The sequence below is a fragment of the Streptomyces sp. NPDC028314 genome (assembly GCF_055565795.1).
Map to the genome: position 1 here is coordinate 18,001 of NZ_JBVHTP010000020.1, position 25,904 is coordinate 43,904.

At 70.7% G+C, this 25,904-nt stretch carries 19 protein-coding genes; 9 read left to right on the forward strand and 10 right to left on the reverse strand.

Translation table 11 applies throughout. The annotated features are described in order from the left end of the window. Positions 1-22: 22 nt before the first annotated feature. Entirely contained in the window at positions 23-625 is a 603-nt protein-coding gene (locus ACZ4TG_RS34065) for a ScbR family autoregulator-binding transcription factor (protein ID WP_468170795.1), read from the reverse strand. Positions 626-883: 258 nt separating this feature from the next. Next, positions 884-1,789 (reverse strand): RNA polymerase sigma-70 factor, encoded by a 906-nt coding sequence (locus tag ACZ4TG_RS34070; protein WP_468170798.1) that lies wholly within the window; start codon positions 1,787-1,789, stop codon positions 884-886. 174 nt (positions 1,790-1,963) lie between these two features. On the opposite strand from ACZ4TG_RS34070, the gene ACZ4TG_RS34075 reads away from it, so the two are divergent. Next, complete coding sequence (locus tag ACZ4TG_RS34075; protein ID WP_468170801.1) at positions 1,964-3,022, forward strand: NAD(P)/FAD-dependent oxidoreductase; 1,059 nt, start codon at positions 1,964-1,966, stop codon at positions 3,020-3,022. 77 nt (positions 3,023-3,099) lie between these two features. On the opposite strand, the gene ACZ4TG_RS34080 is transcribed toward ACZ4TG_RS34075, so the two are convergent. Beyond that, a complete protein-coding gene (locus ACZ4TG_RS34080; RefSeq protein ID WP_468170804.1) occupies positions 3,100-3,420 on the reverse strand; it encodes a hypothetical protein in 321 nt (106 codons plus the stop codon). Positions 3,421-3,459: 39 nt separating this feature from the next. Then, a complete protein-coding gene (locus ACZ4TG_RS34085; RefSeq protein ID WP_468170807.1) occupies positions 3,460-4,953 on the reverse strand; it encodes an NF041680 family putative transposase in 1,494 nt (497 codons plus the stop codon). A 136-nt stretch (positions 4,954-5,089) separates the two neighbouring features. On the opposite strand from ACZ4TG_RS34085, the gene ACZ4TG_RS34090 reads away from it, so the two are divergent. Beyond that, positions 5,090-5,626, forward strand: a complete 537-nt coding sequence (locus tag ACZ4TG_RS34090; RefSeq protein ID WP_468170810.1) for a hypothetical protein — start codon at positions 5,090-5,092, stop codon at positions 5,624-5,626. Positions 5,627-5,822: 196 nt separating this feature from the next. Here the strand turns inward: ACZ4TG_RS34090 and ACZ4TG_RS34095 are convergent, their stop codons facing one another. Together ACZ4TG_RS34095 and ACZ4TG_RS34100 are read right to left on the reverse strand one after the other, a co-directional pair. Further along, positions 5,823-7,130, reverse strand: a complete 1,308-nt coding sequence (locus ACZ4TG_RS34095) for a cation:proton antiporter domain-containing protein (RefSeq protein ID WP_468170813.1) — start codon at positions 7,128-7,130, stop codon at positions 5,823-5,825. Between the two features lie 108 nt (positions 7,131-7,238). After that, positions 7,239-7,973 (reverse strand): TetR/AcrR family transcriptional regulator, encoded by a 735-nt coding sequence (locus tag ACZ4TG_RS34100; protein ID WP_468170816.1) that lies wholly within the window; start codon positions 7,971-7,973, stop codon positions 7,239-7,241. Positions 7,974-8,074: 101 nt separating this feature from the next. Between ACZ4TG_RS34100 and ACZ4TG_RS34105 the strand changes: the two genes are divergently transcribed. The 6 genes from ACZ4TG_RS34105 (at position 8,075) to tpg (ending at position 15,554) form a co-directional block, all read left to right on the forward strand. Next, complete coding sequence (locus ACZ4TG_RS34105; protein ID WP_468170819.1) at positions 8,075-9,325, forward strand: FAD-dependent monooxygenase; 1,251 nt, start codon at positions 8,075-8,077, stop codon at positions 9,323-9,325. A gap of 227 nt (positions 9,326-9,552) precedes the next feature. After that, the gene (locus ACZ4TG_RS34110; RefSeq protein ID WP_468170822.1) at positions 9,553-10,227 is read left to right on the forward strand and encodes a ScbR family autoregulator-binding transcription factor; all 675 of its coding nucleotides are present in this window, start codon (positions 9,553-9,555) and stop codon (positions 10,225-10,227) included. 169 nt (positions 10,228-10,396) lie between these two features. Continuing rightward, positions 10,397-11,674, forward strand: coding sequence for a ParA family protein (locus ACZ4TG_RS34115; RefSeq protein WP_468170825.1), 1,278 nt, complete (start codon positions 10,397-10,399; stop codon positions 11,672-11,674). After that, positions 11,671-12,636 carry a ParB/RepB/Spo0J family partition protein gene (locus tag ACZ4TG_RS34120; RefSeq protein ID WP_468170828.1) on the forward strand — a complete coding sequence of 322 codons (966 nt, stop codon included), beginning with the start codon at positions 11,671-11,673 and terminating at the stop codon, positions 12,634-12,636. Before ACZ4TG_RS34115 ends, ACZ4TG_RS34120 begins: the two co-directional genes overlap by 4 nt. Before the next feature lie 110 nt (positions 12,637-12,746). Beyond that, on the forward strand, positions 12,747-14,993 hold the full coding sequence (gene tap, locus ACZ4TG_RS34125; protein WP_468170831.1) for a telomere-associated protein Tap: 2,247 nt from the start codon (positions 12,747-12,749) through the stop codon (positions 14,991-14,993). A 6-nt stretch (positions 14,994-14,999) separates the two neighbouring features. Next, positions 15,000-15,554, forward strand: coding sequence for a telomere-protecting terminal protein Tpg (tpg, locus tag ACZ4TG_RS34130; RefSeq protein ID WP_468170834.1), 555 nt, complete (start codon positions 15,000-15,002; stop codon positions 15,552-15,554). Positions 15,555-15,818: 264 nt separating this feature from the next. Here tpg and ACZ4TG_RS34135 read toward each other — a convergent pair whose 3' ends face one another. The 3 genes from ACZ4TG_RS34135 to ACZ4TG_RS34145 form a co-directional block, all read right to left on the reverse strand. Beyond that, positions 15,819-16,196 (reverse strand): DUF6009 family protein, encoded by a 378-nt coding sequence (locus ACZ4TG_RS34135; RefSeq protein ID WP_468170837.1) that lies wholly within the window; start codon positions 16,194-16,196, stop codon positions 15,819-15,821. 179 nt (positions 16,197-16,375) lie between these two features. Continuing rightward, positions 16,376-17,950 carry a DNA primase family protein gene (locus ACZ4TG_RS34140; protein ID WP_468170840.1) on the reverse strand — a complete coding sequence of 525 codons (1,575 nt, stop codon included), beginning with the start codon at positions 17,948-17,950 and terminating at the stop codon, positions 16,376-16,378. Continuing rightward, positions 17,947-19,047 carry a bifunctional DNA primase/polymerase gene (locus ACZ4TG_RS34145; RefSeq protein ID WP_468171087.1) on the reverse strand — a complete coding sequence of 367 codons (1,101 nt, stop codon included), beginning with the start codon at positions 19,045-19,047 and terminating at the stop codon, positions 17,947-17,949. Before ACZ4TG_RS34145 ends, ACZ4TG_RS34140 begins: the two co-directional genes overlap by 4 nt. Before the next feature lie 1,075 nt (positions 19,048-20,122). Here ACZ4TG_RS34145 and ACZ4TG_RS34150 point away from each other — a divergent pair. Continuing rightward, positions 20,123-22,543, forward strand: coding sequence for a UvrD-helicase domain-containing protein (locus ACZ4TG_RS34150; protein WP_468170843.1), 2,421 nt, complete (start codon positions 20,123-20,125; stop codon positions 22,541-22,543). 396 nt (positions 22,544-22,939) lie between these two features. Here the strand turns inward: ACZ4TG_RS34150 and ACZ4TG_RS34155 are convergent, their stop codons facing one another. After that, positions 22,940-25,462 (reverse strand): hypothetical protein, encoded by a 2,523-nt coding sequence (locus tag ACZ4TG_RS34155; RefSeq protein ID WP_468170846.1) that lies wholly within the window; start codon positions 25,460-25,462, stop codon positions 22,940-22,942. Between the last annotated feature and the right edge of the window lie 442 nt (positions 25,463-25,904).

Here is a 25,904-nt window from a genome sequence, read left to right on the forward strand (position 1 = left end):
AAACAAACCATTCAGTCTGCTTCTATTCCGCCCAAGCCCCCACGGAATCCCCACCCGCCACCAGCCTCGGCAGCACCAACGCCCAGATCCGCGCAAGGGTCCGCGGCGCCACCCACTCCGGCTCGGCCGCACCCAGCAGCTCCAGGCCCACGGTCGACGCCACCACCGCCCGGGCCGCGTCCTCCGCGGAAACCCCCTCGGCGAGCATCCCCTCCCGCTCCGCCGCACCGAGCAACTCGACCACCCACAGCCGCCACTGCCCCCACAGGTCGACCCGGGTGCCGTGGGCGGTATCGGCCGAGAGCGCGAAGCCGGCCCGCACCAGGACGTCCTCCCCGAGCAGCTCCATCAGCGCGGCCGTCGACTCCACCAGCGCCCGTACGGGGTTGCCGACCGCCCGCGCCGCGCCCGTGATCCCGCGGACGGCCTCGGACGCACGGTCCTCGACGGCCCAGGCGAGTTCGGTCTTGCTCCGGAAGTGGAAGTGCAGCCCGCCGGCGGTCACTCCGGCCCTGCGGCTGATCGCGGAGACGAGCGCGGAGGTGAACCCCTCCTCGGCGATCACCTCCGCGGCAGCGCGCACCAACGATTCCCGCGTGCGCGCCGCACGCTCCTTCTTGATCATGGAGGCTCCACACACCGCGATTCGCCGCATTCGCCGCACCCCCGGCTTAGCGCGCGGGATACGGGATCTTGGCGCCACAGTCGGCTCCCCGGCTGGAGGCGAGCCGGACTGAGACCGGAGCCAGCACTTCCGGCTCCATCCCCCGAGCCCGCCCGGACCATTAACGGCGTTAACGGCGTTAACGGCCAGCGGCGGGAGGCGGGCGGCGGGCATGGACCGTTAACGGCGTTAACGCCGTTAACGACCGCCCCGGATGATTCAGCGGCTCACAGCGGTTTCCCGCTCCATGCGCGTCAGCTTCTCGGGGTTGCGCACGGAGTAGATGCCGGTGATGGCTCCGTCCTCGACCCGCATGGCCACGACCAGGTCGATCTCCCCGCCGACCCGCACGATCAGCGCCGGAAGGCCGTTGATCTGTGCCGGCTCCAGCGTCGCCACGGGTCCCCACACCGCCACGCCCGCGGCCAGCAGCCGGGCCACCTTCTCGGCTCCGACGGTGGGCCGCAGCATGGCCTGCTTGATGCCTCCGCCGTCGCTCAGGGCGACGACCTCCGGCGCGAGGAGGTCGACCAGCCCTTGCAGGTCTCCCGTCTCGACCGCCCGCTGGAAGGCGCCGAGCGCGGCCCGCGTCTCGGCAGCGGAAACGACACCGCGCGGTCGGCGCGCGGCAACGTGCGCCCGCGCCCGGTGGGCGATCTGCCGGACCGCGGCCGGCTTCTTGTCGACGGCCTCCGCGATCTCCTCGTACCCGAGGTCGAACACATCGCGCAGCACGAACACCGCCCGCTCGGCCGGTGCGAGCGTCTCGAGAACCAGCATCATCGCCATCGAGATGCTGTCGGCCAGCTCGACGTCCTCGGCCACGTCCGGCGCGGTGAGCAGTGGTTCGGGCAGCCAGGTGCCCACGTACGACTCCTTGCGCCGACCGAGCGTACGCAGCCGGCCGAGCGCCTGCCGGGTGGTGATCCGGACCAGGTACGCACGCTGCTCGCGCACCGTGTCGAGATCGACGGCCGCCCAGCGCAACCAGGTCTCCTGAACGACGTCCTCCGCGTCCACCGCCGACCCGAGCATCTCGTAGGCAACGGTGAAGAGCAGCTTGCGGTGGGTGACGAACGCCTCGGTGGCGGGGTCGGGACGGCGACGGCGGCCTTCCTCGCTCATGCCGGGGTCTCCTCATTCCTTCGCTGTCGACCGTGTCACCCACAAGACGCCGGATCCCGCTGTTCTGTGACACCGCTTCCCTGTGACGCGCGACACGTCGAGGGGGTGTCACAGGGGCCGGCCGACCGGCATCTCATGTGCGACCAGTCACCAGGGCAGGAGCAGGAGGCCGACATGCAGGTGGTAGTGGTGGGCGCCGGTTACGCGGGCATGCTCGCGGCGAACCGGATCGCCAAGAAGGTGAAGACCGCCGAGGTCACGGTGATCAACCCGCGCCCCGACTTCGTGGAGCGCGTCCGGCTGCACCAGCAGATCGCGGGGACCGCCTCCGTCGCGACGCCCCTCGCGTCGATGCTGCGCGACGGGATCACTGCGCGGATCGGCACCGTCGACAAGATCGGGGACGGTTGTGTCGCTCTCGACGACGGCGCGAGCGTCGACTTCGACTACGCGTTCCTCGCCGTGGGCAGCACGGTGCGGCCGATGCCGGGAACGATCCCGGTGGGCACCTGGGAGGGCGCCGAGCCGGCCCGCCTGGCGCTCGCCGCCCTGCCTGCGGGCAGCACGGTCACGGTCATCGGGGGCGGTGCGACGGGCGTGGAGACGGCGGCGGAGGTGGCCGAGGCGAGGCCGGACCTTCGGGTGCGGATCGTCGGTTCATCCGTCGGCCGGGACTTCTCCCACCGGGCGTTCCAGCGGGTCCGGTCCGGGCTGGAGCGGCTGAAGGTCGACATCGTGGACGACGGCGTCACGGAGGTCGCCGACGGCGTCGTGCGCCTTCGGTCGGGAGCGGCGTTCGCCTCGGACCTGACCCTGTGGGCGATCGTGTCGGGCGTCCCCGACCTCGCGGCACGCAGCGGTCTCCAGGTCGATGGGGAGGGCCGCGCCCTCGTGGACGGGTACCTGCGCAGCGTCGACGACGAACGGATCTTCGTCGTGGGCGACTGCGCGGCAGTACCCGGCGCCCGTTTCGCCTGCGCGCTCGCCACGCTGCAGGCCGCCCACGCGGCCGACACCCTGGCCCGCCTGATCGAGGGCCGCAAGCCCGAGCCGTACTCCCTGCGCTACGTCGCACGGGCCGTCACGCTCGGACGCAAGGACGCGGTGGGCCAGTTCACCCGCCCCGACGATTCCCTCCGGCGGACCTACATCACCGGACGGATCGCGGCCGCGGTCAAGGAGCTGGCGTCCCGCGGCGGGAAGTACGGGGCCCGCACCGGAGCCGGCGCTTGAGCAACCGGATCGGAAGCAAGCACTTAACTTGTCGTTTATGGTGCGGCCGAGATGGAGGGCCGGCCAGCGAGGCACGTTCAGATCCAGTTGCCCCAGCCGAACGTTGCGATGTAGGCCCGCCGGATGGCATCCCAACCACGGCCGCTGCCGATGTGGATCACTGCCAGCGCAAGGACGAACCAGGCTGTGAAGACACCAGCAATGATCAGTGCCCATCGAGGGCCGGAGAAGCTGGCGACCACGATGAGGGCGATGATGGTCACGCCCAAGCCCATGTGGGCGGCGGGCAGATCGGAGCGCAGGGCTTCGCGCAAAGCGTGGCGTTCTTGCTGCATATCCCGGGTGTGGCGGGAAGAAGCCGCGCCTTCGCGGTTCTCTCGCTCAGAGCTGTGCTCCATGAGGCCCCCGGTTGGTCCAGCTGCGACTACCCGAGCAGCCTATGCCGTGCTGTGATCGCGGTCAGCATCGGTTTTGCGTCGGGGTTTTGTCCCCTTCTTGTGGTGGGCGGGCCGACTGTAGGCCTCGCCAGTCGCGAGGACGCGCCCCACCTCGTAGCGGCGGCCGGGCTGTCGGTTCTTCGAGCCGAGCGGGCGTCCGGGGCCGGGTCGGGTGGGTTTCGGTGCACAGGCTGGCGTACCAGTCTTCGCGCGTAGGTTCCTGAACCCGCGCCGGACCCGCGCGGGGGTGAGTCTGTTCGGTTCCGCCGGGCGTTCCCACGGCCGGCGGAGGTCCCGTGCGAGAGGGCGGGCGAGGCGGAGCTGGGCGTGCGCGGCCAGGACGAGCCAGGTCCAGCGGTCGGCCGCCTCGGAGTCCCGCAGCCGCGGCCGGGTCCATCCGAGGGTCTGCTTGAGCAGCCGGAAGGTGTGTTCCAGGTCGAAGCGTCGCAGGAAGGACTGCCAACATCGATCGATGTCCTGCGTGGTGGCGCCGGTGCCGGACCACCACAGCCAGACGGGCTTGTTCACCCCACCGCTGGGCAACTTCTCGACCGTCAACCGGATCACGGTGCCCTCGATGATCGGCAACGGACCCTCGTGGTCGAGCCACGCAGCTCGCCGGGTCAGCCGGGGGTGGAGCCGATCCCACGCCTGCGCGGTCGCCGCCCCGTACCGGTCGGTGTTGGTGACGGTGACCGCGGTGACCTCGCCCCACGTGGACGGGTCACCGAAGACGAACTCGCCGCCGTGCTTGGGCGGACGACCGCCTTGGGGTGGGCAGATCCACGGCACCGGCACGGGCTTGCGCATCACCCGGTCCGAGCGGAGCCGGCCCAGGATCTCTACAGGGAGGTCGGCCAGGAGATGGGCGATGCGGGGCGCGTCGTAACCAGCGTCCAACACGACGAGGATGTTCGAGTCCCCGTCCCGCCATTGTCCGGCGTCCATGAGGCGTTCGACGACGTCGCGGACCTGGTCGGCGGTGACCGCCGCGACATCGGCCCCGGGCTCCAGACGGATCGCGTCCAGCAGCGCCGTCCAAGAGGTCCGGCCAGTCTCCAGAGCGGCGACGATCGAGGAGGGCCAGCCGGGCACCATCTGGTGCTTGCCCAGGCCCCTGCCGAACGTGTGGCAGAAGGAGCGGTCCGAAGAGGTGTCGGCGTCCGGCCGGAGCCACGGGGAGACATCCACCGCCAACACCAGGCGGCCATCGGCAGCCCGGGGCAAGGACACGCCAGCCAAGGCCCGCCGCAGCCGGGCGACGTCAACCCGACCTCGGTTGATCGCGCCGTACAAGGCCCCGTGCCCGCGCCGATGTTCAGGAGCGAGTGCCAGGTCCACGAGAGTGCGGACCGGACCATCGGTGCACAGCAGCGCGTCGCACAGTTCGAACAACGCGTCTCTCCGGGAGACCATGCATGCGTACAGCTCCGACCGGAACTCCGACACTTTCGCGAACGCGTCTGGTTGGACGCTGTGCTCGACCAGTCCCACGATCCCGGCCTCCGTGCCGCATTGTCGCTGAGCACAGGATCGGGCCACGGCCTCGCGCACGTCCGGTGAACTGGGGAATCGTCGATCAAGTTCGAGCCCCGTTCGACACCCCAAATGGCGAGCTTAGAATCTGACGATGATCGAGATCCTCGACAACCTGGACGTGCTGTCCCTGGCCTACCTCGACCTCATGACTGTCGAGATGCGCGGCATAGCCCTGGGGGCGCCAGCCATCAGCGTTCCACGCCAGAGCATCATCCAGGCCCAGTCCTCCGTAGTTGCCCGGTACCGCGGCGGGACCGACATCGACAGCGAGTACTACGACGCCGACGGGCGGCGCCTGACCCTCGACGAGGTCGTCGACCACGCTGCCCAGTCAGATGGATTTCTGTACTGCGCCGACAAGCTCACCTACAAGGTTCGGGCCGGTACGGTCGTCGGCTTCACGATCTACGGCCCGCATCTGTCCCACTTCGCCCACCTGACCTCATACGAGGAATTCCTGGATGCGTTCGGCAGGCCCGATCAGGCGCATGAAGACGAGGCATACGGAGACCTCATGGGCTACGTCAACTACTACTGGGGCGCTCAGAAGTGTGTGAGGTGGGATACCTGGGACCATCGAGTGAGCCTGATCAACCTGGGTGACTTCGAGGGAAACGCTCGCCCGTGACCGAACGTGCCAGATCCAGGCGACGTGAGCGTGTCCTGGCGCGAACCGGATGGTGGCAGGCTGCCAGCAACGGAACCGCCGCCTGAGGTTAAACGGCAAGCTTAACGGCGTTAACGCCTCAACGTCTTAACGGCGTTAACGTCTCGACGCCGTTAACGCCGTTAACGCCGTTAACGCTCCATCCCCAGCAGGCCGTTCACCCGCCCCCGGCGCCAACACCGGGCCGGGGCCCGCCCCCAGCGGCGTTAACGCCGTTAACGGCGTTAACGCCCCGCCTCCTCAGCTCCTTCACCACCGGCCCCGTCACCCCCGTCGTCACCAGGGCCATCAGCACCAGCATCGTGAACAGCTCGGCTCCGATCACCCCCAGCCCGAGCCCCACGTTCAGCACGACCAGCTCCGTCACGCCCCGGCAGTTCATCAGGGCCCCCAGCATCACCGCGTCCCGCCGCCCCTCCCCCGCCAGCAGCGCGGCCGCCGTCCCCCCGCCCCACTTCGCGGCGACCGCCACCACCAGCACCACCGCCGCCCAGAGCCAGGCCCCGGCACCGCCCAGCAGCCCCACGTCCGTCCGCAGCCCGCTCCCCACGAAGAACAGCGGCAGCAGCACCGGCACCGCGAACTCCCGCATCCGCTCCGCCGCCTGCTCCACCACCCGCACCCCGCGCGGCACCACCGCCCCGAACACGAACGCCCCGAACAACGCGTGCACCCCCATGGCGTCCGTCCCGTACGCCGCCAGGCAGAGCCCGCTGAACAGCGTGACCACCACACCCGCGTCGCGCCCCTCGCCCCACCGGCCGACCGCCCGGGCCAGCAGCGGCCGCACCCCCCACCACATCCCGGCCAGGAACCCCCCGGCGAGCACCGCCCCCCACTGCCCGCCCGCGGACCCGCCCAGGACTCCGCCGCCCGGTCCCGCCACAGCCACCACCACGGCCAGCAGGCACCAGGCGACCACGTCCGTCACCGCCGCGCACGCCATCGCCAGCGTCCCCACCGGCGTCCCGTACAGGCCCTGCTCGGTCAGGATCCGGGCCAGCACCGGGAACGCGGTCACGCTCATCGCCACGGCCACGAACAGCACGAACGCCGGCCGGCCCACCCCCTCCGGCGCGAAGGACCCGTACATCGCCAGCGCCAGCAGCCCCCCGAGGCCCAGCGGTACCCACACGCTCGCCTGGCTCACGACCACCACGGACCGCCCGCGGCCCCGCAGGAGCCCGCCCTCAAGCTCCAGCCCCACCAGGAACATGAAGACCAGCAGCCCCAGGTTCCCCAGCAACCCCAGGTACGGAAGCACTTCGCCCGGCAGCAGCCACTTGCTCCCCGTCGGCCAGACCCATCCCAGCAACGACGGACCGAGCAGGATCCCCACCGCGATCTCCCCGACCACGGCCGTCTGCCCGAACCGCCGCATCAACGCAGCCCCCGCCGCGCACACGAGCACGACCACCGGTACGGCGATCAACACCCCCGGCAGCGGATCCACCCCACTCGCCACAGGCCCTCCCCAGAACGGCGTCTCCCCGCACCCCTCCCCGTAGGCCACTGCACAGGAACCGAACCCCACCCGCAGCGCCCGGACTTCCGGGAGTCCGAGCGCGCCCCCTCAGGACCCCCCGCCCCTCCCCTCCATCAGCAGCCCCAGCCCGTCGAAGATCCGCTCCAGCCCGAAGTCCAGCGCCTGATCCTGTCCCCCGTGCTCCGCCACCGAGGCCAGCGCGGCCCCGAGTGCCGGGTAGCGGTCCCCGTGCTCCCGCATGATCTCGCCGAGCACCTTCCCCAGCTCCGCGTCCGGCCCACCCTTGCCCGCGGTCGCCCGCTCCTGCTCCGCGATCCCCCGTACGTGCCCGGCGACCAGCACCACCGCGTCCATGGCCTCGGCCCCGCTCAGCCGGCATCCCTCAAGCCCCACCAGGGCCCGCTCCATCCAGCCGACCTCCCGAGGCCCCATCACCCGCGCCCCCACGGTCGCCTCCAGCAGCCACGGATGTGCGCGGAACCCGGCGAGCAGCCCCCGCGCCCACACCCCGAGCCTCTCCCGCCACCCGGCGGCCGCCGCCAACTCCGCGTCCAGTACCCCGGGCTCCGGCATCGCCGCCTCCACCATCAGCGCGACGAGCTCGGCCTTCCCCGGCACGTACCGGTACAGGGCCATCTTCGTGACCCCGAGTTCCCCGGCCACCCGCTGCATCGATACGCCGCCCAGCCCTTCCGCGTCGGCGATCGCGACACCCGCCCCCGCGATGCCCTCCAGCGTGAGCCCGCGCTTGGGCCCCCGCGCGGGCTTGGCCGGCGGCCCCCAGAGCAACCGCACCGCCGCGCCCCACTGCTCATCCGACATCTGATCCCCTTGCGCTCGCACCAAAACTGCGTCTACCGTACACGGAACAATAAGTGTCCGCCGGACGCAATTTTAGGCCACATCTCACCACAGGAACCCTCATGCCCGCGCACCCACACGAGCCCACGCACCGCTCCCCGGCAACAACGCCGACAACAGCACCAGCAACGGCAGCACCAACCGTCCTCATCTCCGGCGCGAGCATCGCCGGCCCTGCCCTCGCCTACTGGCTCGGCCGCAACGGCTTCCGCCCCACCGTCGTCGAACTCGCCCCCGCCCTCCGCGAAGGCGGCCACGCCGTCGACTTCCGCGGGGCCACCCACCTCACCGTCCTCGACCGCATGGGCATCCTCGACGAGCTCCGCCGCATCCAGACCGGCGGCAGCCCGATGACCTTCGTCGACCAGGACGGCAAGCAACTCCTCCACCTCCCCGCCGCATTCGCGGGCGGTGACATCGAGGTGCTCCGGGGCGACCTCTCGCGCGTCCTCTACGAGGCCTCGCTGCCCACCACCGAGTACGTCTTCGGCGACTCGATCACCGGCCTCGCCGAGACCCCCGACGGCGTGGACGTCACCTTCCGCCACTCCCCGCCCCGCACCTTCGACCTCGTCATCGGCGCCGACGGCCTCCACTCCAACGTCCGCCGCCTCGCCTTCGGCCCGGAGCGGGAGTTCGTCACGCACCTCGGCTACTACGCCGCCTCCTGGAACCTGCCCACCCGCCTGGACCTCGGCCGCCCGGGCAGCACCGGTTACAACGCCCCGGGCCGCCTGGCCTCCGCGACCGCCGAGGGCGCCTTCTTCCTCTTCGCTTCGCCGGAGGTCCCGTACGACCGCCACGACCTCGCCGCCCAGAAGGCCCTCATCACCCGGGCCTTCGCCTCCCTGCCCTGGAAGACGCAGTACCTGCTGTCCACCCTCCACAGCGCCGAGGACCTCTACTTCGACTCGATCAGCCGGGCCGACGTCGGCACCTGGTCCACCGGCCGGATCGCCCTCGTCGGAGACGCCGCCTGCGGCGCGACGATCGGCGGGATGGGCACCGGTACCGGGATCGTGGCCGCGTACGTCCTGGCCGCCGAACTCTCCCGCTCCCCCGAGGACCCACGGGCCGCCTTCACCCGCTACGAGTCCCTGGTCCGCCCGTACGCCCGGCGCTGCCAGAAGGGCGGCGACCGTACGGGGCCGTTCCTTGCCCCCGCCACCACCCCCGGCCTGCGCCTTCGCAACACGCTCCTGGGCCGGCCCCGCTGCCTGGCCTGGATGTTGAAGCAGGGCGAGAAGGCGGCCGCCCTCGCGCTCCCGGACCCCGTCCCCCTCGCCGTTAACGGCGTTAACGCCGTTAACTAACGGACCCCAACCCTCCACTTAACGGCGTTAACGATCGGAGGCGTGCCCTCCACTTAACGCCGTTAACGGCTGGCCGAGCTGTGCCACAGCCCTTCCATCCCCTCACCCGCTCAAAAAGTACTGGTCGACTGGTTTTTTTTACCCTCACCCCACTACATTGACCAGGCATCACCACCCGCACGACCGCCGCGGCATCACGCTGGGCCGGACACCATCAGGAGACACACATGGCGAGGGCCAGGCAGGAGCGTGCCGAGATCACCCGACAGGCGATCCTCGACGGCGCGGCCATCGCCTTCGACGACGCCGGCTTCCACGGCACCAGCCTCAGCGACGTGGTCAAGCACGCCGGAGTCACCAAGGGCGCCCTCTACTTCCACTTCCAGTCCAAGGAGGCCCTCGCCCGCACCCTGATGGACGAGCAGTTCCAGGTCTCCGACGGGCTTCCCGCCGTGGAGAACCCGGGGCTCCAGACGGCCATCGACATGACCCACCAGATGGCGAACGGACTGCGCGGCAACGTCCGTATCCGTGCCGGCATCCGCCTGGTCGTCGAGTTCGGCTCGTTCACGCACCCGGACCCGACCCCGTACGACACCTGGATCGAGACCGCCCACAGCCTGCTGACGCCGGCCCAGCAGGCCGGCGACATACTGCCCGCGCTGGACGTACAGGACCTTTCGACCTTCCTGATCGGCGCGTTCACCGGCATCCAGGTCACCTCGTACGTCCGCACCACCCGCGAGGACCTGCACGCACGGGTCACCGATCTGTGGACGTTCCTCCTCCCCGGGATCGTGCCCGCGCAGCGCATCCCCGCTTTCGATCCGGCGGGCTCGCCCGAATGCCGGACCGCGCTCGGTCTGTCGGCCCCGGACTCCCCACCGGTCCAGGTCGGCTGACGACGTATCCAGGGCGGCCTCGCACACGCCGTGGCGAACCACGGGGGTGCTCGCTACGGCGTGGACGAGGCCGCCCTGGCGCGTACCCGCACCCCCCGCACCCCCTTTCGTTAGCAAAACCCAAGCGTGGTGCCCCCCAACACCCTGGAACGTTAGTAAAGTCCCTCTCATGACTTCACCCTCGTCCCAGACCGACCGCGAGAAGGTCGTCTCCAAGCTCCCCCCGTGGCTCCGCCAGGAGTTGAAGATCCGCACCGCCCAGCTGCGGGTCGACATCCAGGACGCCGTCCACCAGGGCATCGCGCACTGGAGCGCCCTCGCCTCCGCCCCCTCCCCCGTCGACACGTCCGGCGCCGAATCGTTCTCCACCTGGCTGCCCGCCGGACAGTGGGAGTCCTTCCGCACGGATGCCAGGCACCGCGGCGTCTCCCTCATCCAGGGCCTCGCCCAAGCCGTCCAGCTCTGGCTGGAGATGAACCCGGCCCCCACCGTCCGGCGGCCCTCCGTCGTACGGCGCATCGTCGTCTGCAACCAGAAGGGCGGCGTCGGCAAGACCGCCATCACCGCCGGCACGGCCGAGGCCCTCGCCGAGGACCCCTCCACCCTCCACCCCGTCCGCATCGCCCGTCAGCTGGCCCGCGTCTCCGCGGCCGCCACCGACCACGACGGCGCGTACGAGGAACAGCAGCCGGAGCCGACCACCCCCCTCGACCTCGAAGACCTGCCGGGCCTGGGCATGCGCGTCCTGCTCGTCGACTTCGACCCCCAGGGCCACCTCACCAAGCAGCTCGGCCAGCAGCCGCTCCCCATCGGCGGCGACAGCCTGACCTGCCACATGGCCGGCGAGGCCAAGGGCCCGCTCGCCGACCTGATCGCCCCCATCCCGGACAAGCGCTTCGGCGACCGGCTGCACATCCTGCCCGCCTGCACGGACGCCTTCCTCCTCGACGTCCGCCTCTCCACCGTCCGCGCCCGCGAAGCCGCCCTCGAACGCGCCCTCGCCCCCGTCGAGTCCGACTACGACGTCATCCTCATCGACTGCCCCCCGAGCCTCGGCCTCAGCATGGACGCGGCCATCTACTACGGGCGCCGCCGCGACGCCGAACAGCCCGGCGCCTCCGGCGCGCTGATCGTCGTACAGGCCGAGGACTCCTCGGCGGACGCGTACGACCTGCTCACCTCCCAGATCAACGATCTGCGCGACGACCTCAGCCTCGACATCGACTACCTCGGTCTCGTCGTGAACCTCTACGACGGCCGCCGCGGGTACATCGCGACCTCCTCCCTCCAGGCCTGGATGGACATAAAGGATCCGCGCGTCGTGGCCGTCGTACCCGACCTCAAGGAACAGCGCGAAGCCGTCCGCGTGAAGCAACCCCTCTTCGTCTACGCCCCCAAGGGCGACCAAGCGGTCGCCTTGCGCGCCCTCGCCCGGGAGATCTCATGAGCAGCAAGGCCGACAAACTCGGAGTCTCGGCATCCTTCGCCCGGGCCCAGCCGGTCGGTGTCAGCTCCCGCCGGGCCGCGATCGCGGAGGCCACCGGAGCCCCCACTTCCGGCGTGGTCCCGCCGTCCGAGGTCCCCATCGAGGCCCTCGCGCACAATCCCTTCAACCTCCGCGAAGACCTCACGGAGCTCGACGAACTGGCGGCGTCCCTCACCGCCCGAGGCCAGCTCCAGCCCCTCGCGGTCGCCACCCGCATGGCGTTCATGGAGGCCCACCCGGGCCAGACCGACGGCCTCGGCCGCGCCCCGTACGTGGTGATCGACGGCAACCGCCGTCTGGCGGCAGCGCACCTGGCCGGGCTGAAGACGATCCAGATCCACGTCAACGACGCCCTCTCGGCAACCGCGGCGGACATCCTCGAATCGGCGCTGATCGCCAACGTCCACCGGGTCGACGTGGCCCCCATGGATCAGGCGCGCGCCCTCCAGGAACTCGTGGAGGTCCACGGTTCTCAGGCCCAGGTCGCCAAGCGGCTCGGCAAGACCCCGGCCTGGGTCTCCCAGCGCCTGACCCTCCTGAACCTGACGCCCACCCTCCAGGAGAAGGTGGAGACGGGCGAGCTGAAGGTGGAACCGGCGCGCCGCATCGGCCGCCTCCCCCAGGAGGACCAGGCCGCGGCGGCGGACGAGACCATTAACGCCGTTAACCCCCCGCGCCAGCGCACCCGGCCGGCCCCCGCCCCCGTTAACGGCGTTAACGCCGTTAACGCCCCGGCTCCCTCCAGCACCCCCACCGCGCCCCCCGTTAACGGCGTTAACGCCGTTAACGCCTCGACCCCCTCCCCCAACCCCCGCATCACCATCGCCACGAACTCCCCGGAAACGATCGCGGACGCGCTCACCGCCCACCTCACACCGGACGACCTCAAGGCCGTCACCGAGCTGCTGATGACCCGTATCTGAGGCCGCACCCACGCCGGGGGCGCTGACGGCATTAACGCCGTTAACGCCCCCACGTGCGTTTCATGTGCGTTTAAGCGTGCGGTTCACATAGGCTGCTGCTGGAGGCCCCCATGAGTGAGATGAACGAGTTGAACGACCACCCGGAACAGACGACGCTCTTCGCGGCGGTGGACGCCCTGCTCCAGGAAGCCGCGGCACAGGACCGGCTGCCGCACCCCGACGAACGCAAGCGCCTGCGCGAAGCCGCCGGGCTCAGCCAGGACCAGATCGCCAAGGCGCTCTCCGTCCGCCGCGAAACGGTCACCTCCTGGGAAACCGGCCGCACGGCCCCCCGCCCCCCCAAGCGCGCGGCCTACGCCCGCCTCCTCGAAGGCCTCTCCGCCCTCCACCCCGTTAACGGCGTTAACGCCGTTAACGCCCCCGCGGCCCCCGCACCTCCCCCGGCCGCCGGGCCCGAGGCCCCGGCACCCGAACCGGGACCCCAGAGGCGGCACGAAGCGGGCCCCACCACGGCCCCCCAACCCCCTCGCCCCCTTAACGGCGTTAACGGCGTTAACGCCCCCACCCCAGCGGCCACCCCGGCCAGCCCGGACCCGCACTCCTCCCCCACCGACCGCGCCACCGTTAACGCCGTTAACGCCGTTAACGCCGTTAACGCCGTCAAGGCGACCCCTCCCCCCACCCCCCTGGCAGGCAACGGCCCCCTCGCCGTCCTCGACGGCTCCGGCCACGCCCACACCGCCGGCGGCCAGATCCTCGACCACCCCACCACCGACCTGCCGGCCCTCATCTCCTGGGCCCTCGGCCCCGACGCCGACCTCCGCTCCCCCCGCCTCCACCGCAACGGCAAGGACGGCGACCCCCTCCTCGTCCTCACCCCGGCCGCCACCGAGGCCCTGGGCCTGCCGCTGACCCTCGACGACCGACGCGCCCTGCGCCTGCCGGACAACCACCCCACCCTCAAGCAGCTCGCCAAGAGCAAGTGGCAGCTCACCCGCCGCGGCTTCGGCCCCTGGCCCCGCATCTACCGCCCCGCCACCCCCACCACCGGCCGCCAGTGCGTCCAGCTCGCGATCCTCCCCTGGGGCGCCCTCGACCCCCGCGCCTGGGGCGAGGACACGGCCGAGCTCCCCGCCCCCGAGCTCGCCGCGCTCCTCACGACCTACGCGACCCGCGTCCTGACCCCCCGCGGCTCCACGGCGGTATCCGGCCTGGAGCTCATGACGGCCCTGCGCCCGCCCACCCGCGCGGCACGCAACCCCGCCACCAACGCCTGGGAGTCCGCCCCCGTCGCCGGCTCCCTCACCCGCCCCGTCGACCCGGCCCCGCCGGAGGCCCCCGACGAGCACCCGGTGGTCGCCGCCCTCTACCCCCGCTCCCACCAGCGCACCCCGGACCAGGTCCTGGACGAGGAGGCGTACGACTGGATCCGCGACCCGGAGCTCCTCAGCGACGCCGAGTGCACCCGCAGCCACGCCGTCGGCATCGACGTGAACATGGCCTTCGCCGCGGCCGCCAACCGCCTCACGGTCGGCCTGGGCCCGGCGACCCACGTCGAGCGGCCCCGCTTCGACCCCAAGACCCCCGGCTGCTGGCTGGCGGACCTCTCCGCCCTCCAGCTCGACCCGCGCCTGCCCAGCCCCTTCACCCCCCACGGCAAGCCCCCCACCGGCCCCGCCTGGTACGCGACGCCGACCCTCGCCTACGCCCAGGAGCTCGGCCACACCGTCCACCCCACCGAGGCCTGGCTGCGCCCCGACAACGGCCCGTACCTCGACGCCTGGTACACCCGCCTGCGTGACGCGTACATGGCCACGATGGCGGACCTCGGCGTCACCCCGACGCTCACCGAGGCCGAGTTCCTCACCGCCATGTCCGTCCACAAGGAGCACAGCCCCGCCCACACCGCGGTCCTGTCCGCCATCAAGTCCACCGTCAAGGGCGGCATCGGCAAGCTCCGCGAACGCCCCCAGGGCGCCGGCTACCGCCCCGGTGAACCCTGGCCCGCCCTCGAACGCCCCACCTGGCGCCCGGACATCCGCGCGGCCGTCATCTCCACCGCCCGCGTCAACATGCACCGCAAGATGCAGAAACTCGCCGGCGCAGCGGGGGAGTACCCCATCGCCGTGCTCTCCGACTGCGCGGTGTACCTCTCCGACGGCCCCAGCCCGCTCGACTTCCTCCCCCGCACCCCCGAGGGCAAGCCCCTGCCCGGCGGCTTCCGCCTCGGCGTCAGCCCTGGCATGGTCAAGCACGAGGGCACGCAGCCCCTCCTCTGGGCCGTCCAGATGCTCGACGAACACCTCAACCCGGCCCGCCACATCAAGGGCCACGACGCAGCGGCCGACGGAGAGTAAGCAGTCATGCCCGAGATCGACGACAGCCTCACCCGCGCCGACGAGCAGCACTTCACGCGTCCCGTCCCCAAGTCCCCCCAGGCGCGCATGAAGTTCCTGGTGAAGTCCACCCGATCCACCAAGGCGGCCGCACAGCTCCTCGGCGTCTCCCCCCGCACGGTCGAGCGCTACGTGAAGGGCCAGATCAGGACCCCTCGTCCCGAGCTCGCCACCCGCCTCGAAGCGGAGGTACGCAAGCGCTGGCAGCCCGTGGTCCGCAAGCGCGCCCGCGACAAGGCAGCCCGTACCACCGGCCTGGTCATCGAGACCCGCGCCCGCTTCGGCTTCACCGCGGCCCCGGGCACCACCGACGACGGCCGCATGCGCCGCATCACCCAGCACCTCCCGGCGGCGTACGCCTCCCGCCTCTTCACCGCGCAGGAAGCCGGCGCCTCCGAGGCCCAGCTCCGCGCCATCGCGGCGGAGGGCCTCCAGGAGGTGTACTTCAAGGACAACGGCGCCCGCGCCTCGAACCTCCTGGTCGAGTTCACCGACATCGACTACGTCGACTTCGCCTTCTAGCCGGCTTGCTCCTCAGGGACCCAAGGGACCGAAGGGACTGAAATTCGCCATTACCCGAAACGATTCTCAGCCATCACTGCCAGCACGGCCTGCGCCCGTGGCACCGAAAAACCGCAGGTGAGAGCCCTCCACGCCAAACAGGCAAGACTCACTTCCCGCCAGCGGAAGAAGAACCGAGGAACCGAGGGACCAAGACCAGGGACCAAAGCCAGGTACCGAGACCAGGGACCGAGACCGGACACCAGGGGTCAGACACCAAAAGGGTCAGGCAACGGTAGGTGCGGACAGCCCTCGCTGCGAGCGTTCGGTCTTCCTGCCGACCTGCCTGGGTTCGATCGTGCGCGGGTCGACGGCCTCGCCCGGAGCGCCTTCCCGGTAGAGGCCCTCGGGCTCGGCGTCCCGGTCGTGCGGCAGCAGGTAGAACACACGCCGCTTCTGCAAGCCGCTGTCCGGGTCCGCTTCCGCGGTGTCGCCGAGTTCGGTGAAACCGATCATGCGCCCGTCGCGGTGGTAGCGCGGCTTTCCCCGGCGGCGGGGAGTCTTGTCCAGGGCCTGTCGCACGTAGTCGAGCTCTTCAGGGTCCTCCAGCCACACCACTTTGACCTCGTGGGCGAGATCGCTGGCTGACAGTAGCGAGCTCATGGCCTGAGTCCTTCCTCGTTCACGTCGGCCCTCCGGGCCCCTGGTCTCTCCGCGCCGCGAGCGGCGCCGATGCCGATATGCGACAGGACCCCGAGGGTCTCCGTCGGCGGGTGGGTGTGTTCATCGTCCTTGTCCATCGTAGGGGTGCCCGTCCCGAGGTGGCGGCACACGTCGGCCAGTCACGTCGTGCTTGCCCTGTTCGCGTCACGCGGAACCTGCTCCTCGTCGGCCAGGAGGGCAAGCCCCGGGTAAAACTTCTGGCCGTTCGAGCGAAGCATCTCGTTGGGCGAGGCGACGCCGACTTCGGCGCGAATGCGGGTGGCGAACGCGCGGGTCGTGGCGGGGCGCAGGCCCTCGCCGTCGAGGCACCAGGCACTGTAGGCGCGGTAGAGGGCTCCCTGCTCGACCTTGAGGTCGCGGGGTTCGGCCAGGTGCGCGCCGGTGGTGCAGCACTCCGCGAGGAACCGCCCGATGTGGTCCTCGGTCGTGGCGTAGGCCTGGGTGGCCGCGCGCACGACGTTGGGACCCGTCAGGGGCGGCTTGCCGGCGAGGTAGGCCTTGGCCCCCTGGATCATCCAGTGGAGGATGCCCGGGCCCTCCTCCTGTACGAGCGCCTCCGCCAGGTTGTCGATCTTGCGGTGGTCGGGGACGACCTTCTCGAAGGGGATCAGCCTGATCCGCCGCCAGAAGGCGTGCCCGCCGGTGCCGACCTCCGGACGGTGGTTGCCCAGCAGCCACAGCTTGTGCGTCGGCTCGAAGCTGAAGAAGTCCTGCCGCATGCGGCGGGCCTTGAGGCGGTCGCCACCCGTGAGGAGCTTGACGCGGGCCTCGTCGAACTTGTCGTGCGGTTTGAGCTCGCTGCACACGAACAGGCGCCGCCCGTGGAGTTCGGTCAGCTCGGTGGAGTGCTCGTTGAACTTTCCGCGCTCCATGAGGAAGCCGGGCGGCGCCACGTCCGCGTAGTCGCCGAGGATCTTGATGACGACGTCGAGCAGGGCCGACTTGCCGTTCGCGCCGACTCCGTAGAGGAAGGGCAGCACCTGCCCGCCGACGTCACCGGTGATGGAGTAGCCGAGCAGGAGATGAAGGAAGTTGATCATCTCCTTGCCCTTGTCGTCGTCGCCGAAGGTCTGTGCGAGGAAGGCGTGGAACCTGGGCGTGGGCATCGCCTCGGGCGCCAGATGGGTGGCGCGGGAGTGCAGGTCCCGGGTGGGGTTGGGCTTGTGCAGGTCGCCGGTGCGCAGGTCGACGACACCGGCCGGCGTGCACAGCGCGTACTTGTCGCCGTCCAGGGTGTCCGGGTCCAGGGCGAGTTCGGGGGAGGCCTTGGCCTGGGTGAGCATGGCCTTCACACCCGAGGTCGACATGGTGCGCTTGCGGTGCTGGGCCAGCTCCCGGTCGGTGAAGACGCCACGCGGGTCGTGGGCCGGCAGGTCCTCCGCCATGTCGCCGGCGGCCCAGATCGCGGCCTTCTCCCCGCCGGTGCGCTTCCAGCGGTACTCGTCCCAGACGTACCAGCCCAGGCCTTCCACGTGCCGGAACCGGTCGTGGTGGAGGTAGGCGAACAGTTTGGCGTTGCCGCGGTCGGTGAGGTTGTGCAGCAGGCCCGCCTGGATGAAGTCCGCGCCCGCGGCGGGGGCTCCACTCTGCTGGGCGGGCAGGCGCCGGCCCGGCGCGGCGGTGTCCGTGGTGAACGCGGCGAGCTGTTCGGCCGCTGCCTGGGCGTTGAACCCCGTGCTACCAGCGCTGCTCATGGGCGTCCCTTGGGGTGGATCGGTCGATCGCTTCCGGCGCGCAGCCCTGTTTCGACGATGAGTACGTTTCGGCGTGGCTGGTGGGGTCGGGCGTGCTCCGCGGCTTCGATGAGCAGCTGACGGGCCTCCGCCTCGGTGAGGTGCCCAGCGGCGGCCAGGCCTCCGGCGGTGAACGCGGCTCGGTTCAGTTTCTCGCTGAACGCCGTCCCCTCGGGGCTGGCTCCGCAGGAGCGGACCTCGTCGAGGAGGGAGGCCAGCACCCGCTGTCCGGCCTGTCGGTGTCCACGGGGAGCCCGGGTCTGCGGTCGTGGCAGGGGGGACTGGGTCGAAGCGGGGGATCGCCCCGGAGCGGGGGATCGCCCCGGAGCGGGGGATCGCCCCGGAGCGGGGGATCGCCCCGGAGCGGGGGAGGGCTCGACGCAGTGGCCGGTTCTCACGAGCTCCGCGTTGAGCCACAGGGGCAGGACCGCGGGCACGCGGGCTCCGGGCAGCGGCTCGTAGACCCCTGCGGCCGTTCGCGTGGAGGGCGCCACGATGTAGCCTCCGACGGCGCGGACGTCCACCTGCCAGGCCAGCGCCACCTTGGAGCTCGACCCGCTGGAGCAGCGGAAGCGCGGCCCGTCCTGGGCTGCCCGGTACCAGATGTGCATGCCTCCGGAAGGCGTACGGACACGCAACGTCGAGGTGTCCTCGCAGGGGTTGGGCGCGGACCTGTAGGCCGCCAGCAGCGCCAGGGTGTCGAAGCCGCTCTGCAGTCCGGTCAGGTCGACACGGTCGTCGATGGGGATGCCCGGCAGCAGCCGCTGGCGGTCCGGCAGGGCTGCCCCGTGCGCATCGACGTCGATCACCACGAGCCCGGCGGGTCCGCAGGCGACTCCGATGCCGAAGTCGGGGTCGTTCCCCCACCACCGGCGCACCGTGCCGGGGTCCGTGGTCGCCGCGTGGAAGCCGTGGCACCAGCGTCCCCGCGCACGGCAGGGGCACTCCTGAGGGGCGTGCCGGGCGGTACGGCACTCGGAGCAGTTCGGCGCGGGCGTCTTGGTCCCCGGGGCCAGCGGGTGCACCGGGTAGCCCCTCAGGGCCATCCAGAGGGCCACGTCCACTGCTGTTCCGCCGCTCACGTCGTGTGGCGGGTTCTCGGAATGGACGGGCACTGGCTCTTCCTTGACGCGATGTGAGGAACGGCTGCTGCGGTCCCGGAGCCGCTCGCTGAAGTGCGCTCTCACCTGCAGTTCAGGGACCAGAGGGACTGAAGATTCACTATCGCGGAGGTTACCTCAGAGTCCGCTGAGACTCAGGTCCCATTTACCGCTGTATCGAGAGTTCAGTCCCTTCAGTCCCTCAGTACCTGGAGCTTTAGGCAGGTTCCTCCGCAAAAATTCCGTCCCTGAAGCCGATGGACTCCCGGGCGTGTCGCAGCTGAGTACCCATGGTGCGTGCTCGCGGCTCCTCCCGCCCTCAAGCCGGGCTCCAGCAGAGCTCCTCCACCTGCCGCTCCGGAGGCACGTCGGGTCACCCGCCGCTCCAGGCCGGGTGGAGTGAGCCTCAGCTGCTGAAGGGTCTGGACTCCGGTTCAGTCCCTGGGGGTTCAGTCCCTGGGGAAAAGGCCAGGTCAGGGCGGTTTGGATTGGGTGGGAGGGACTGAAGGGACTGAAGGTTGGTACTTCCACTTCTCATGCGTGTGTGTGTATGCGCGGGCGTATGTAAGGGGTGCTGTGAGCGTGGGTGGCTCATAACTGGGAAATTGAGTCCCTCCAGTCCCTGGACGACGGGGGGAGGGCCGTTGACCTGCAGGTTTATGTAGTGACTGAAGGGACAGGGACCGAAGGTGGTCCACCGGCCTTCAGTACCTGGTCGGGGGGAGCGGGTACCGAGGGAGGGGGAGAGGCGTCATCGGAGCCGTCAGCCCGCTCGGCTGCCACGAGCGACTCAGGGACTCTGGACGGCCCTTGGAGGCTCTCGCCTCGGCGCTCCGGCTCCAATCCCCGGCAGGGACCCGTCCGCCCGTCACAGGCCCCCACAGGCCCCTACAGCCACGCCGAAGCCCCGGAGCCGCTGCGAAATGGCTGAACACCGCACCCGATTCCCCCCGAGGTGGCATTGACTGGCGGTTACCGAGGAGACAGCTTGGGTGATCGTGTTGGATGGAGCAGGGCACGGGGGAGGGGCAGCATGGCCATGGAGCCGACCGGGGAACAGCAGGCCGCCCGGGAGTTATTCGTCGAGGGACGGGATCTGGCCCTGGTGGCCGGGGCGGGGACGGGCAAGACCGCGACCTTGACGCTGATGGGCTCCGCCACCCGCAAGCGCGGCCTGTACATGGCCTTCAACCGGTCGATCGCGGACGACGCCCGCAAGAGGTTCGGCGGGAACGTCGAATGCCGGACCTCGCACTCGCTCGCGTTCAAGGCCGTGGGCAGGGCCTACGGGCCGCGGCTGGCGGCCTCCGCCCGTATCCCGGCGAAGCAGACCGCCCGGCTGCTCGGCATCACGGCGGACCTGGCGGTGAACGGCACCAAGGTCAAGGTGAACCACCAGGCACGACTCGTGATGGGCATGCTCCGCCGGTTCTCCTACAGCACCGACCTCCAGGTGATGGCCCGGCACTTGGAACGCCTGAACGGCCTCGACCTCCAGGGCCAGGAGTACGTGGCCCGGACCCTGCTGCCCTACGCCGAGAAGGCGTGGGAGGACATCCGGAGCATCGACGGCAAGCTCCGTTTCGAGCACGACTTCTACCTGAAGATGTGGGCGATGAGCCGGCCCGTGCTGCCCGGCGACTTCGTCCTGCTGGACGAGGCCCAGGACACCAACCCGGTACTGGAAGAGGTGTTCCTAGCCCAGTCCGCACAGCGCATCTGCGTCGGTGACCCCGCCCAGCAGATCTACGGCTGGCGCTCCGCGAAGGACGTCATGACGGGCTTTCCCGCCGAGCACCTCCACTTGACGCAGTCCTTCCGCTTCGGCCCGCGCATCGCCGAGCAGGCGAACCGGTGGCTGCGGCACGCCGAATCCGACATGCGGCTGACGGGATCCGGCCCGGCCGACTCCCGCATCGGCGGAGCGGCAGCGCCCGACGCGGTGCTGTGCAGGGGGAACGCCGACGCCATGAGGGAGGTCCTCGCCCACCTGGACCGGGGCATCCCGGTGGCTCTGGCGGGCGGAGGCAGCGCACTGGACCGGATCGCGACGGCCGCCCAGGAACTCAAGGCGGGACGGCGCACCAGCCACCCGGAGCTGTTCCTGTTCGGCTCCTGGGGCGAAGTGCAGGAGTACGTCGAGCAGGACCAGGCCGCGCAGGATCTGAAGGCGATCGTCCAGCTCGTCGACGCGTACGGCCCGGAGCTGATCCGCGCGGCCGTGGAGCGACTGAGCCCCGAGGAGCAGGCCAGGGTCACCGTCTCCACCGTCCACAAGGCCAAGGGCCGCGAGTGGGCCACCGTACGCATCGGCGGCGGGTTCTCGGAGCCCGGGGTGACCGAGGAGGGGCGGCAGCTGCCGCTGCGCGCGGACGAGGCGCGGCTGATCTACGTGGCCGTCACCCGTGCTCGCCGGCATCTCGACGTCCTCGGGATCACCTGGGTGGACGGCTACGAGAAGGGGATCGCACACGAGGCCGAGAGCGGCACGGTCGCCGGCGTCCCCCTGATCGGCCTGAGCCTGACCGGCCAACTGGCGTACGCGAACTCCCCCGTGTCCCGCTTCATGGCCCAGCACCTGCCGAACAGCGCGGCGCCGGTGGGCCACTACCAGCGGAGCATCGCGGGTCTGCCCCATCCCGTGCAGCCCATCGACGTACAGCGCCCCGGCTGGGCGGCGCTCGGCCACGCCGTCGACTACCGGCTGCGGCTCTCCCTGGGCCGCCCCCTCGGCGCGGCCGTCTCCCTGGGCGTCGAACTCACGGGCTCCGGACATCCACTGCCCGGGGCACCCGCGCCCGGCGCCCGTGCGGCCCTCCGTACGGCCGGCCGGGAACTCCTGGCGGCCGTCGAGGACCACCTCACGGGCCGCGGGCCGCTGGGCGAGGAGGCTCTGAGCAGGCTGTGCTTCGTCGCCGCGTACTTCGAGGACGTCTCGCGCACCGGCCGGGTACGCCGCTTCAGCCCCCTCGCGACCGCCGACGGCGCAACGGCCCTGCCCCGGCTGTGCGCCGGGGTCCCGGACTACGTGGTCGAGGACCTGGCCCGCCAGATGGAGCTGGCCGAGGGCCCGTTCTCGTACTTCCGGTCGCTGCCGGAGCGAGCCCGCGTCTGCGGACCGACCTTCACGGGCAGTACGGACCTCGGAGGCGCCGACGCCGATTTCATCCTCGGCGGGCTGCTCCTCGACTGCAAGGCCACCACCCGGCCCCAGCGGCTCGGCCGCGAGGAGGTCTACCAGCTCGCCGGCTACCTCCTGCTGGACTACGACGACCACTACGGCATCGACCGGGTCGGCCTGTACCTTTCGCGCCAGGGCCACCTGATCACCTGGGAGGTCCCCGAGTTCCTGAAAGCCCTGGGCGCCACCGAGGAACTGCCGAAGCTGCGCGAACGCCTACGCCGCCACCTGCGCGCCGCCACCCGGCGGCCCGACCAGGACGCCTCCCGCTGAACCCCCCGCACCCTGAATTCACCCGGTCGGCCAACCTCCGGACGGGAGTTGCCGACTTCGAAACCCCTGAGCGCCCCGCTGACGTCCTGCCGGGCGGCGGGGGATCCCATCACACCAGAGGGCTCGCGACAGGGCCTGTGAGCGGGCATTCTGTCGGTCGATTTTCATCATGATCCACGAAGAACGTCCGCCGAACCCGGGACGAATGTCCCGTCTCACCGAAGGCTGAGCATTCTCACCGAACTTTGACCGCCTCGGTCGTCTGCCCGCTCTCGGCACGTGGCTGACCCATCGTGTGACCCGCCGGGGCGCCACTCCGGTGCGGATGGAAAGCGGGCTCCTCGACTGTCGTGAGGAGCCCGCCGGTTCACGAGGGCTCGGGTTCTACCGCACCGGTCAGACCTGAAGGATCAGTGCTTCCACCTGTTCGAGCGTTGTCACGCTCGCCTGGGCCGCGGCCCGGGCCTTCGTCAGCTTCTCCATCCACTCGATCCGCTGCTCGGCCGGCAGCGCGTCCTCTCCGAGCTGGACGCGCAGGCGGTGCGCCTCCTCGAAATCCGTCATCAGGGTGTGGGCGGAGTCCACGGCCTGCTCGTAGCCGCCTTCGACGAGTTCCACACGGGCGGGCAGCTCCCGGCGCAGCATGGCCAGCTGGTCGTGCGGATCGGCCGGCGGGGCGCCGCGCACGGTGGTGACAGCGGGATTCGTGCTGGCTCCTGCCGAGGGGGAAGCGGTGGTGCTTCCGGGGTCGCCCGGTGCCGGGCGGCCGAGCTCCACGGGGAACGTCTCGTCGAACCACTCCTTGTCGGCGACGTAGTGGGTGGGCTGGCCGTCGATGTCAGGAGCGATCACCATCCCTGCGGTGATCGGCGTCCGGTCTTTGGCCCAGTGCTGCTCCCCGTAGCAGATCAGAGGCGTACCGTCTTCCGCCTCGGGTGGCTGCGTCGCGTCCGGGTGCTCCAGCACCGCCTTCGCGAACGCGAGGAGAAGTGCCCGGCTGATGTTCGGGACGCTGGTTGCCGTGTACGCCAGGGTGAGGGCGGCGAGGGCGCTCTTGGGGGTGCGCCGCACGCCCTTGCGGCCCTCGCCTGCCTCGCTGCCCTGGCCGGCGGTGATGAAGGGCTGCGGAGCGTGGATGAGCGCCGGTGCCATGCGCTGGACGAGGGCTGCCCAGGCGGTCGCGTCCCCGGCCTCCGCCCCGAGGAGGAGCACCTTGAGCGACCGCGGGTCCTGCCCGGCGCCCTTCGCGGTCTCCGGGACGCCGAAGAGGCCGAGGGCGGAGAGGATGTTGCCCCGGTGCAGGAACAGCTGCGCGATGGCGGCGGACCACAGTCGGGTGCGTGCCTCTGCCGTCTTCGCCTTGGTCTGGCTCCACGCCGGCTCCTGCAGTGTCCCCCTGACGATCGGCCAGAAGCGCCCCGTGTCGCGGACGGTGCGCGTGCTCGTCCGCTTCGGGGCCTCGGGCGGGATCTCGGGGAACACGAGCGCGGTGATGGCGCGCACCGCGATGTCGCGGAGCACGGCAGGGGAGACGTCGTCGCCCGTGGGCACGAGTGGCACGAGCGGGTCGAGCGGTCCGTTGGCGGTCAGCGCGTCGCGCACACCGACCAGGTCCAGGAGGTCCGCGCCGCGCGCGTCGGGGAACGCCTCGGTGAGCGCGTCCGCGAGGAGCGATTCCCTGGCGTAGGCGTCGACGAGCGTTGCGAAGAGGGCGATCAGGCGCGCATCCTCGTCGTAGGGCTGGATGCCGCGCAGGTGGTCGTTGACGTTCAGCGTCCGCAGTACGTGTTCCAGAGCCGCCGGCTTGGTGCAGCCGATCACGATCTCCGCGGAGACCGTGGCGATCTTCCCAGCCCGGACCGACGGGTCGGTCGCCTCCGTCTCCGGCTTGGCGACGACCTCGTTGAACCGGTCGGAGAGCCGGTTCAGGATCTCCCGCTGACTCACCAGCAGCAGTTCGGGGTCGGCCGTCTTGCCCTTCGGCATGGGGAGGAGGGACTGGGGCATCCCCGTGACCAGGTGTTCCGGCCGCACGCGGAAGATGTTGAGACGGGCCAGCGCACGGTTGTTCCCGGTCACGGCGGCCAGCCGCCACAGCTTCGACACCGTGCCGTCGGGGCGGATGATCTGCCACTGCTGCAGGACGTTCATGCCCTTGGAGAGCTGGCCCGCGTCCACGAGGGATTCGGCCAGGTCGTAACCGCGGGTCTGCCCCGCACGCTCCAGATTCTCGGCGGCGTACCGCTGCATGTGGACGGCCACGTCGTACGGCTGCTCGGCGAGAGCGAGTGCCGCCTTCGGTTCCCCGTCTTCCTCCGCCGCCCGCACCACAGGACGCGGCCGGCGGCCACCGAGGGCGGTGAGGAGGGCTTGGCGCTGGGCGTCGAGTTCCCCCACGCGGCGCTCAGCGGCCTCATGCTTCTGCGTGGCCGCCGCCAGAGCCTGCGCGACGTAGGTGCTGTCACCGGCCGCCCGGCGGCAAGTTTCCCGCTCCTTCTCGGCGGTCTTCGCGGTCTTCCTGGCCTCGTGCAGCGCCTGCTCAGCGGCGACGAGGTCCTTGACGCACTGGCTGGCCCCGGCAACGGGCGGTGACCAGCAGTTGACGGTGCGGTCGTTGAGGTCCCACGGGATCACCGCAGCACCATGGACGTCACACATCAGCAGCAGTACCTGCTCGTCGCCGGCCTGCACGAGACGGTAAGCCGAGGGCTTGAGCACCTTCTTGCCGCTTCGGGTGGCGATCAGGCCCTTGATCTCGGTGTCCGGGAGAGCGGTTGCCAGTCCCTCGGTAATCGCCTGCCGCGGAGGTGGTACGACCCCGTGTTCCGCGCAGGTGTTCTCGATGGCGTCCGCGAGGTTCCGGCCGTAGGTCTCGGTGCCGATGCCCGGGTAAATGCCGTCAGGTCGTTTCGCGACCATGGTGTTGTCCTTTCACCCGGGTGCCCCGGGCGAACACGCAAGCCCCCGTCCCTCGGGAGCGTGTCACGCGCCCGAGCGCCGAAGCCTCGTGCCGACGAGGAATGACCCGACACCCTGAAGGGGTATGCGGCGTTCCTCGCCCCGTACGGCCCACCTGCCAACGCCCGAAGGACGATCAGCCCCAACAACGCCTCGGTGGCGTCTGGACGTCTCGCAGCTTGCTCCTGCTCCGCCGACGGCGGCATGAGGCGGACGCCGGTGATGAGCCACCGACGTGCAGCACGGAATCTGCCACCCGCTCTCGCGCAATGCCGAACCAGGACGGCGGACTCCACTAGATCAGGTGATTCGACCATCAACTGCGCCGCCCGCAGGGCAATTTGAGGTACGGCACGATGGCAACGGAGCAGCATCAGCTGGCAAGCCGGGCTACGCGGCTCTG

Excerpts from the sequence above, each read along its gene's own strand:
- ACZ4TG_RS34065 (WP_468170795.1), bottom strand. The coding sequence starts at position 625 with ATGATCAAGAAGGAGCGTGCGGCGCGCACGCGGGAATCGTTGGTGCGC.
- ACZ4TG_RS34070 (WP_468170798.1), bottom strand. The coding sequence starts at position 1,789 with ATGAGCGAGGAAGGCCGCCGTCGCCGTCCCGACCCCGCCACCGAGGCG.
- ACZ4TG_RS34075 (WP_468170801.1), top strand. The coding sequence starts at position 1,964 with ATGCAGGTGGTAGTGGTGGGCGCCGGTTACGCGGGCATGCTCGCGGCG.
- ACZ4TG_RS34080 (WP_468170804.1), bottom strand. The coding sequence starts at position 3,420 with ATGGAGCACAGCTCTGAGCGAGAGAACCGCGAAGGCGCGGCTTCTTCC.
- ACZ4TG_RS34090 (WP_468170810.1), top strand. The coding sequence starts at position 5,090 with ATGATCGAGATCCTCGACAACCTGGACGTGCTGTCCCTGGCCTACCTC.
- ACZ4TG_RS34100 (WP_468170816.1), bottom strand. The coding sequence starts at position 7,973 with ATGTCGGATGAGCAGTGGGGCGCGGCGGTGCGGTTGCTCTGGGGGCCG.
- ACZ4TG_RS34105 (WP_468170819.1), top strand. The coding sequence starts at position 8,075 with ATGCCCGCGCACCCACACGAGCCCACGCACCGCTCCCCGGCAACAACG.
- ACZ4TG_RS34110 (WP_468170822.1), top strand. The coding sequence starts at position 9,553 with ATGGCGAGGGCCAGGCAGGAGCGTGCCGAGATCACCCGACAGGCGATC.
- ACZ4TG_RS34115 (WP_468170825.1), top strand. The coding sequence starts at position 10,397 with ATGACTTCACCCTCGTCCCAGACCGACCGCGAGAAGGTCGTCTCCAAG.
- ACZ4TG_RS34120 (WP_468170828.1), top strand. The coding sequence starts at position 11,671 with ATGAGCAGCAAGGCCGACAAACTCGGAGTCTCGGCATCCTTCGCCCGG.
- tap (WP_468170831.1), top strand. The coding sequence starts at position 12,747 with ATGAGTGAGATGAACGAGTTGAACGACCACCCGGAACAGACGACGCTC.
- tpg (WP_468170834.1), top strand. The coding sequence starts at position 15,000 with ATGCCCGAGATCGACGACAGCCTCACCCGCGCCGACGAGCAGCACTTC.
- ACZ4TG_RS34135 (WP_468170837.1), bottom strand. The coding sequence starts at position 16,196 with ATGAGCTCGCTACTGTCAGCCAGCGATCTCGCCCACGAGGTCAAAGTG.
- ACZ4TG_RS34140 (WP_468170840.1), bottom strand. The coding sequence starts at position 17,950 with ATGAGCAGCGCTGGTAGCACGGGGTTCAACGCCCAGGCAGCGGCCGAA.
- ACZ4TG_RS34150 (WP_468170843.1), top strand. The coding sequence starts at position 20,123 with ATGGCCATGGAGCCGACCGGGGAACAGCAGGCCGCCCGGGAGTTATTC.
- ACZ4TG_RS34155 (WP_468170846.1), bottom strand. The coding sequence starts at position 25,462 with ATGGTCGCGAAACGACCTGACGGCATTTACCCGGGCATCGGCACCGAG.